The organism is Methanospirillum hungatei, assembly GCF_020216685.1.
GTDB classification, from domain to species: domain Archaea; phylum Halobacteriota; class Methanomicrobia; order Methanomicrobiales; family Methanospirillaceae; genus Methanospirillum; species Methanospirillum hungatei_B.
Window position 1 is genome coordinate 1 of sequence record NZ_JAIWNS010000218.1, and the last position, 7705, is coordinate 7705.

Below are 7705 nucleotides of genomic sequence, written 5' to 3' on the forward strand. Positions count from 1 at the left end.
ACCGGGACCGACAGGACCGCATATGTGCCTGACATGACCCCGCAGGTCCCACAGGTGACAACATCAACATCAGAGACGGTATCGTCCTGTACAATTCTTTTTTTTAATTCAGATGCCGTCAGGATAACTGCAGACCCATCGGCAAGAGCGGTCCTGATCTCATCAATTGGTCTCATAGGAGCCGTATATCCTCCACCCGTACCTGCAGGCCTTCCTTTCTGGAGAATAACTGGTTCACAACGCCGGTATGAGCAAGATTCATCATGCAGTACGCCGGGAGAAACCGCATCCTCCTCCCAAATACCGGTACCTGACGGACACTTTCAGCCATTCCTTCAAACCCGATGATATGATAGGCCTCAAGATCTTTTACTTCTCTCCCCCGTGAGGAGAGAGGGCCAACGACATGGGTTACGATTACTCCTGATACTGTACTTGCTGACAATACCAAAAGGACATGCTGGACCGGGCATCCGGCTCCCATGGGCCGTCCGGTCAGGATATCACCCGGCTGAATATCCCATTTCTCAACGAGATCAGGTCTGAACGGAAGAAGAATCTTCCTGGCCGAGCATTCCCCCGGTAATGGATGCAGGATAAAATCGAAGGGATCTCCAAGGATGTCAAAACTCCCAAGAACTGCCTGAGTGCAGGGCACCTCCTGACAGAGGTGTTGAGAAGAGAACGGACATTCCTCTTTTTTTCTGGTCCCTGACTGAAGGGCTGCGAAGAACTCATCACAGGTCCCATACCCGCATGCACCGCAGTTTCTTCCGGGTAAAGTCCAGTCTTCCCCCATCAGTCACCCCTGAACATCAGTGCATCTCCGTCAAGCTGACGAAGGACTCCCGTATGATGCTTCCATCCGATATTCGTCTTTCCAATGCAGACCGTACAGACGCCGAGCGGGGGAATACCCCGGAGGGTGATGGTTGCCGGGTTCTCAATATCCGGTGCTTCCCCAATCGCCCTTGTCAGGTATCGCATACCGGTTCCCTGCACGGCATTCGTCTCAACAATATCAATATCTCCCCGAATGCCCCGGATCTTCTCTCTGAACACCTCCTTTTCTGCCTGTGAGACGAGATCAATCCTGGTCACAACCGCGATATCGGCAAGGGCTATCATGGGTGCCATCTTTGCAGGAGATTGTATCCCGGAGATTGCAGATAAGACAACAATACCAAATGACTGGGTCGTATACGGAGTGCATCGCAGACAAAGACCTGCACTCTCAACGATGAGCATATCTGCCCCTTCTGTCATGGCCCACTCTATAGCCTCGTCAAGGATCATGATTCCGGCATGATCAGGACAGAGATCACCTGAGTAGACCTTTTTTGCAGGAATATGAAACTCATTCCTGATCTCTTCATCTTCGGTGGCACAGACCACATCTATCTTCAGGTATGCAGACTTGAGCTCAGGATGGATCCTGATTATCTGCCTGGTGACTGCAGTCTTTCCAGCCGAAGGAGGGCCGGCGATGATGACGAGTTTCATTACCAGGATACCGGAACGGGTTGGGTGATCAGTTCACCGGCACGAATCATCTCTCTCATCCGGCCGATAATGCCATCCATGTGAAGCATCTGACGGATTGCATGTTCTTCTGCCCCGTCAGGCTCGATGACCTTTGATACTGCCCCATCCTGCATTACGATACGGCGATCTGAAAGCAGGGAGACCAGGGGATCATGGGTGACAAAGAGCAGGGCTTTGTGATGCTGACGGAGGACTTCTATCACCTTTTCTTTGAATATTCCCGCATTCTCAACCTCATCAAGCAGGATTATCGGCGTGTTTGAGATAAGAATAGCATCTGCCACCATCAGGGATCGTGTCTGTCCACCTGAAAGGCTGGTCATCCGGACATGGGCGGTAATCGGTTCTCCGGTAAACTGGTTTGCAAGATTGATGGTCTCCTGAATGCAGGACTCTTTCATATATCCACGGGAGAGGAGATGCATTCGTAAAAAGTCAGAGACACTCAGATCACACAGACACCGGGTATTCTGGGTGATGAGGGCAACCGGTTTTGCTGCCGGGTCACGGACATACCGTTCCGGAGGGAGTTTCCCGTTAACCAGAATCTGTCGCCCGGTGACGGTATCCCGATTTGCAAATATCTCGATATCATTGATAAAGGCACTTTTTCCGGACCCGGTCGGTCCGACGATGGACAGGGTATCGCCTGGTCTGATGTGTATCTCTAAAAACGCCTCTTGTATCCCCTTGCGGTTCCGTCCGGGCAGTATGGTTATATCCCTGATGGTTTCCTCTATCATCCTGAATAGATTGTACGCCAGTCAGGATAATAATATTATCCCAATATATCCAAAATTGATACAATAAGGAAATTATAATAGGAATTTTACTATACTTAAGTGCTACATAATCTCCATCAGTCCATACAGGCACTCATGAAGGTGTGAAATATACTACCTATAGAGACATCATATCTCTCTATAGTTCTCCATATTCTCTAGAACATACTCTCATGTAGAATTCAGGAGCATCATAGAGAACCTGTGTAGTCCGGACCAGATTGCCAATGCACATTCATACCAACGCATACAATATGGTAATATTTAAAAGTCCGGGAACGCCCTGTTAAGGAGTCAGAGAGATCGTGACAATTGGTCAGCAAAACCCCCTGAAATTCCGTCAGAAACGAAGACCACTTGAAATTACCATGCATACCGTATGGTTCATCTGTGCCATTTCTTCGATCATTGGAATTTTTTTTATTCTCATCTTCCTGCTCTATGATGCAGCACCGGCATTTCTGGATATCGGCCTTATTCCATTTCTTACCGGGGAACGATGGGATCCGACCAGTATCATACCAAAGTACGGACTTGTCCCCCTCATCGTCGGGACCCTGCTCGTCACTATTGGAGCAATGATATTTGCCGTTCCTTTCGGTATCGCCTGTGCAATCTTCATCGCTGAACTTGCAAGCCCCCGGATGAGAAATATTCTGAAACCGGCTGTTGAGCTTCTTGCCGGGATTCCGTCTGTGGTTTATGGATTCTTCGGACTTGTCATCCTCGTGAAATTTTTACAGGATCTCCTTTCGGTCCCGAGCGGAGAGTCGGTCCTTGCCGGTTCAATCCTTCTTGGTATCATGTCCCTTCCGACCATTATCAGCGTATCAGAGGATGCCATCAGTTCAGTTCCCAGATACCTGAAGGAAGGATCCCTGGCTCTTGGGGCGACCCACTGGCAGACCATATCACAGGTCATCGTCCCTGCTGCACTGTCAGGTATTACCGCGGCTGTGATTCTTGGAATCGGTCGTGCTGTCGGTGAGACGATGGCGGTCATCATGGTTACCGGGAACGCAGCGATCATCCCGTCCCCAATCTGGAATATCCTTTCACCGGTCCGAACCCTGACCGGAACACTGGGGATTGAGATGGGGGAGGTTGCGGTCGGATCACTTCACTACCATGCTCTGTTCGGCGTTGCCGTTGTGTTACTTCTGATAACTCTGATCATCAACCTGGCAGCCCTGACGGTCATGAAACGTCTGAAGAGTTCACAGACCGGAGGATGCTCACGAACAGGGGTGTTCTCATGCCGTATGATCACAGACCGGCTGTCCGGGATCATGCCCTATCTTCCGCCGGGATTGACAGCCCTTCTCGGACTATTCCTGCTCCTTATCGGATTATGGCAGGGAGCGGCAGGGATGCTGATACTCTACCTGATCGTACGACTGGTTGACCGGTACTGTATCAGACAGACGGTGCAGAAGATCTGGTTCTCTCTGGTCACAATCATGATGGGAATTGTAACTCTCATCCTCATCTTCATCCTGTATGATATCTTCTCAAACGGTCTTCCTTATGTCACGATTGATTTCCTGACCGAATCACCACGAAACCTCGGTCGCGGAGGAGGTATCTTTCCTGCTATAATCGGAACATTCTACCTGGTTATTGGTTCTATTCTCATCGCTCTGCCTCTTGGGATCGGAGCTGCTATTTACCTCGTGGAATATACGAAAGAGAACATCCTTACCAGGTTTATCAGGACGGCAACAGATCTGCTGAATGGGACTCCTTCTATCGTTTTCGGGCTGTTCGGGTTCACCTTTCTTGTGCTCTTCCTTGGATTTGGTATATCACTCCTTGCCGGTATGATTACCCTTGCCCTTATGGTCCTGCCAACGGTGATCAGAACGACGGAGGAGGCATTAAAGAGTGTTCCGGACAGTCTTCGTGAAGGATCGTATGCCCTTGGAGCGACCAGGTGGCAGACGGTCCGGCGGGTTGTCCTCCCCCCGTCGGTTCCAGGTATTATCACCGGTGCCATCCTCTCTATCGGGCGTGCAGCAGGTGAGACGGCCCCGATTATGTTTACAGCCGTCGTATTCATGCAGCGACGCCTTCCTGATTCGTTTTTTGATCCGGTCATGGCTCTCCCCTATCATCTGTTCATTCTGGCAACCAATGTCCCAGGCGCCAGGAACAACCAGTATGCAACGGCAGTCGTCCTTCTTTTCCTCGTCATCATGATATATGGAGGAGCGATTGTCATCAGAAATCATTATGATAAAAAAATCAGGTGGTAACCTATGAATGAAGAAATTATCATCGATGTGCAGGGTTTAAACCTCTGGTACGGGGAGAATCATGCACTGCACAATGTAACTTTGCCAGTCGCGAACAGAAAGGTCACTGCCCTGATTGGTCCGTCCGGATGTGGAAAATCAACCCTTATTCGGTGTTTTAACCGGATGAATGATCTGGTTTTAGGTTGTCGGGTCACGGGGGATATTCTCTATCATGGACAGAATATTAACGGGCCGGACGCAGACCCGGTAGAACTCAGAAGGAAGATCGGAATGGTCTTTCAGAAACCAAACCCCTTTCCAAAATCCATCTACGAGAACATCGCATACGGACCACGGGTTCATGGAATAAAAAACAAGAGAGACCTTGACGAGATCGTGGAGTCATGCCTTCATAAGGCTGCACTCTGGGAAGAAGTGAAAGACCGGTTGCATGATTCGGCAATGAGTCTGTCCGGAGGTCAGCAGCAGCGTCTCTGTATTGCAAGAACGCTGGCCGTAAACCCTGAGATTATCCTCATGGATGAGCCATGCAGTGCTCTTGACCCGATTGCAACTTCAAAGATCGAGGATCTTATTGAGGAACTCAAGAAGGAGTACTGTGTGATCATCGTCACCCATAGTATGTCCCAGGCTTCCCGCGTTTCAGATTATACGGCATTCATGTACCTTGGTGACCTCATAGAATTCGGGGAGACCAGACAGATATTTGAGAATCCACACAAAGAATTGACTGAGAACTATATCACCGGAAGATTCGGATAAGACTATGACCGAGAAAGAACGTTCTGAACTCTCACAGATCCACACTGATGCATGTGATTTAGGAACATATGCCATTACCATGCTCCGGGACAGTATTGATGCTTTTGAGCGGGGAGATACGGACCTTGCCCAGGATGTCTGTAACCGGAAGATTGAGCTGAAGAAACAGTTTATTGCCACAGAAGAGAACATGTTCAGGCATCTGGCTTTATATCAGCCGGTTGCACGGGATATGCGGGAGATAGTCGCTTCGCTTCGTATCATCTATAACTTTGAGCGTATCGGGCGGATGGGATATGATATCGGGGACACCATCAAAACCCTTTCTCAATGCTGTGGTCTTGCCGATCCTGATAAACTCATCATTGTCGGGAGAAAAGTTCTCTCAATGATTGAGGATGCATTTGATGCATTTGAGGATCGTGACGTGACCCGTATCAGGAATATGCGGGAGCGGGATTCAGAGATTGATCGTCTGTATTGTGAAGTGATGCGGGATCTCATCAAAAGAATGGAACAGAAAAAGGACGATGTTCCGATCCTGGCACGGTATGTCATCATTGACCGGTACCTGGAGCGATGTGGTGATCAGGCATGTAACATTGCCGAGATGACGACATACATGGTCACCGGCGAGCGGGTAGAAATAATCTGATTTTTCCTTTTTATCCTTATTTTACTCTTTTTGTTCCTGATATTTTTCTGAAGGATGAGGGCCTTTGTTTCATATCAGTATGAGGTTATACACCAATATGAAACGGCTCTCTGACCTAAACCATAGTCACCTGCCTGATGCCCCCACAACACCCGAATGTCAGAATATCTAAAAAGAGATCTGCATCAATCGACCGTACAGTGTTTAGTGAGTGTGAAAAAAGGGAAAAGGGGCTTAATTGGTAAGGGGAACAAACCCTTCTTCAGTAACGATCTTCTGCCCTTCAGGACTGTCGATGAAGGCAATGAACTCAGCAATAATTCCGGATGGCTCACCATTGGTCAGGAAATTAAGCGGACGGGCAATCGGATATGATTTATCCTTTACCGATTCAATCGAGGGGATTACAGATTTTCCATCAACAAGGATCGGCACTGCATGGACAGTATCATCAATATATCCAAGACCGACATACCCGATTGCAGCAGGAGTCTGTGCAACACTCTGTTTTACTGCACCATTTGAGTTCTTTTCAAGCTGTGTCGGAACAAAATCCTCTTTGTTCATAACCTTCTCATGGAAGAACTCCCTGGTCCCTGATGCACTATCTCTGCCGATGACAACAATTGATGCATCATTCCCTCCAACGTCTTTCCAGTTGGTAATATTTCCGTTGTATATGGCTTTTACCTGATCAAGAGTAAGAGAAGCGATCGGATTGGTCTTGTGAGTGATGATGGCAATTCCATCAATGGCAATCTGATGCTCAAGCAACTCAGGATATTTCTCTTTCTCTTCTTTCTTCAGATCACGGGAGGCCATTCCAATCATGGCAGTACCCTCTCCAGCCGACTGGACTCCGGCCCCGGACCCTCCACCATTGACCTGGACATCAACACCCGGATGGGTATCCATATAGATTTCTGCTGCCTGCGCTGCGACCGGAAGCACGGTGGTTGAACCGGTAATCGTCAGAACACCGGCTGCTCCGGGCTGAACCTTTGTCTCTTTCAGCGGGTTTTCACCGGTTGTAACCGGGGTGGTTTTTTCAGTTTCAGTTGTCCCGGTACATCCGCAGAGGAGCACGGCACAAATAAAAAGTCCAATCAGGATAATTCCTGATACAATTGTAGTCTTACCAGCCATGGTAACTCACGTATCATCACCTATAACGAAACCAGATATTAAACTGATTATCTCCAGAGAATATAGAGACATCAGATAACTCTATAGTGCCATAGAGATATGAATGTCTGACATCCAGAGACTTATTTATAGAGATAGAAAGTACCTTTTCCTATCCCCTGGTCATTTTCAGGATCAGAACCTTCAATTATAATTCGCATAATTTTCATAACTCAATAATCTGGACTTCCTATGTATCGCGTGCTGTATGTAGATGACGAACCCGGTATCCTTGAACTGGTCAGGATGTACCTGGAAAGTTATGGATCAATGCTCGTTGATACATGCCCTTCTGCAGATGAAGCTAAAGATCTTGTCAGAAAGACAGGGTATGACACCATCGTTCTTGACTATTACATGCCTGATGTCAATGGTATTGATTTTTTAAAGGAGGTACGACAGAGCGGACTTGACTGCCCGATCATCATCTATACCGGCAGAGGCAGGGAGGATGTTGTTATCGATGCTCTCAACAACGGTGCAGACTTTTACCTGCAAAAGTCAGGTGAGCCGGGCAG

The 7705-nt window shown here is 48.3% G+C and carries 9 protein-coding genes; 4 read left to right on the forward strand and 5 right to left on the reverse strand.

The window, feature by feature from the left end:
- The 4 genes from LDL35_RS13130 to LDL35_RS13145 all read right to left on the reverse strand — a co-directional run.
- A partial coding sequence (locus tag LDL35_RS13130) for a homocysteine biosynthesis protein (RefSeq protein WP_304023215.1) occupies nucleotides 1–176 on the reverse strand: 176 nt, incomplete at its 3' end.
- Complete coding sequence (locus tag LDL35_RS13135; protein ID WP_304023192.1) at nucleotides 173–799, reverse strand: (Fe-S)-binding protein; 627 nt, start codon at nucleotides 797–799, stop codon at nucleotides 173–175. The genes LDL35_RS13135 and LDL35_RS13130, both read right to left, overlap by 4 nt.
- The gene (locus LDL35_RS13140) at nucleotides 799–1503 is read right to left on the reverse strand and encodes a GTP-binding protein (protein WP_304023194.1); all 705 of its coding nucleotides are present in this window, start codon (nucleotides 1501–1503) and stop codon (nucleotides 799–801) included. The genes LDL35_RS13135 and LDL35_RS13140 overlap by 1 nt, the downstream gene beginning before the upstream one ends.
- Nucleotides 1503–2288: an ATP-binding cassette domain-containing protein gene (locus tag LDL35_RS13145; protein ID WP_304023197.1), complete on the reverse strand. Its 786-nt coding sequence runs from the start codon at nucleotides 2286–2288 to the stop codon at nucleotides 1503–1505. Before LDL35_RS13145 ends, LDL35_RS13140 begins: the two co-directional genes overlap by 1 nt.
- 344 nt (nucleotides 2289–2632) lie before the next feature.
- Here LDL35_RS13145 and pstA point away from each other — a divergent pair, with 344 nt between their 5' ends.
- From pstA to phoU, 3 genes are read left to right on the forward strand one after another with little or no spacing between them, the layout of a single operon-like run.
- A complete protein-coding gene (pstA, locus tag LDL35_RS13150) occupies nucleotides 2633–4582 on the forward strand; it encodes a phosphate ABC transporter permease PstA (protein ID WP_304023200.1) in 1950 nt (649 codons plus the stop codon).
- 3 nt (nucleotides 4583–4585) lie between these two features.
- Nucleotides 4586–5347: a phosphate ABC transporter ATP-binding protein PstB gene (pstB, locus tag LDL35_RS13155; RefSeq protein ID WP_304023202.1), complete on the forward strand. Its 762-nt coding sequence runs from the start codon at nucleotides 4586–4588 to the stop codon at nucleotides 5345–5347.
- Nucleotides 5348–5351: 4 nt separating this feature from the next.
- Nucleotides 5352–6002, forward strand: a complete 651-nt coding sequence (phoU, locus tag LDL35_RS13160) for a phosphate signaling complex protein PhoU (RefSeq protein WP_304023206.1) — start codon at nucleotides 5352–5354, stop codon at nucleotides 6000–6002.
- 234 nt (nucleotides 6003–6236) lie between these two features.
- On the opposite strand, the gene LDL35_RS13165 is transcribed toward phoU, so the two are convergent.
- Complete coding sequence (locus LDL35_RS13165; RefSeq protein ID WP_304023209.1) at nucleotides 6237–7148, reverse strand: phosphate ABC transporter substrate-binding protein; 912 nt, start codon at nucleotides 7146–7148, stop codon at nucleotides 6237–6239.
- 231 nt (nucleotides 7149–7379) lie between these two features.
- On the opposite strand from LDL35_RS13165, the gene LDL35_RS13170 reads away from it, so the two are divergent.
- A partial coding sequence (locus LDL35_RS13170) for a response regulator (RefSeq protein ID WP_304023212.1) occupies nucleotides 7380–7705 on the forward strand: 326 nt, incomplete at its 3' end.